We start from the raw sequence: 1,299 nt of genomic DNA on the forward strand, positions 1-1,299 counted from the left end.
TTTTATTAAAATTGATATTGGAATGATAAAGTAAAACCTTCGCCCTCAGCAGAGGGATTTTCCATAGCCTCTAAGTTGCTTTGCAAATTATTGTTGCCTGTATCTGTATATACAAGGATAAGGGCAAAATTTTTGCCGTTATCCCAGACTATGTGGAAATCCCATTGCCTGTCAGTTTTCAATTCATCACCTATACCATCTACCACATTATGCCCTGCATCGTTGCCTTCTAAATATTCTGCGCCAATTATTAAGGAACTTCCTTTTAAGAAATCCCATGGTAAAAACATACCTGGTGGTATAATAAGTTCAGCATTGCCAAAAAATACCGCATCCCTATCATTGCCAAAACCATTGACACCTAATCCAACAGCTTTTGTTGATTTAACACCAAAATTAAGAAGTAATGGTAGTGGCATACAGTTTGCCTCCTGGATAATAGCGGGAGCGTATGGTGTTGGTAAAAGCTTTGGCAATGGCAAAAAGATAACCTTTGATGCAACTGCATAGAAATCAAAACCGCTATTATTTGTATATAAACTAGAACCCATTTCTTTAAATAATTCTGGTGTATCAAGGTTTGTATGTTTATACATCATACCAACTGAAATTGCTGGTATATAGGTAGACTCCTCAACCAAGAGGAGTTTTGATGTTACACTAAACATATCGATGTCTAAATCTAAACCCACTTGTTCAGCAACATATGGCTCATCAATATTTACATAATTGTTAGAAAAGCCCAGTTCTAACCTATTAAAGAGTGTGGTGGCAATTCCAGTAGAAAACCAGTTAAGATCTGCATCTGGTAAGGTTACCCACCAAAAACTTAATTTTGGTTTTCTTATGGGTTTGACATCAGATTTTGGAAATGGCCAATGTGAAGTGCCTATTAAATGTGCATGTGGTACTAAACCACCACCGCCAGCCCCTTCTAGACCAACATACGGTGCTGTAACTGGGTAGTAACTTGCCAATTCTTCCAGATCAACACCTGTGCCATATTGTGCAAAAGAAATCCCACTGGTGAGAGTAAGAAAAAATAGCACACATAAAAAAAGCGTTATAGCTTTAATACGTTTAAACATAGCATACCTCCTTTTAATCATAACATACCTCCAATTTGTTTTTACATATAATAACATTATTATAATAATAATGTCAACTAAAAATACAAAAATTGTCATTTAAAAATTAAAAGTGCACCATTTTTAATGGATTTAAAAATTAAAAGTGCACAACTAATTTTAAATTTTAATTTGACTTTATTTAATAAATTGTTGGCTATGTAAATAATTT

At 34.2% G+C, this 1,299-nt stretch carries 1 protein-coding gene; it reads right to left on the reverse strand.

Annotation, left to right across the window (positions count from 1 at the left end):
* Positions 1 to 5: 5 nt before the first annotated feature.
* Positions 6 to 1,109, reverse strand: coding sequence for a DUF3034 family protein (locus SVN78_02130; GenBank protein MDY6820401.1), 1,104 nt, complete (start codon positions 1,107 to 1,109; stop codon positions 6 to 8).
* Positions 1,110 to 1,299 lie beyond the last annotated feature (190 nt).

The sequence above is a fragment of the Deferribacterota bacterium genome, assembly GCA_034189185.1.
Classification (GTDB): domain Bacteria; phylum Chrysiogenota; class Deferribacteres; order Deferribacterales; family UBA228; genus UBA228.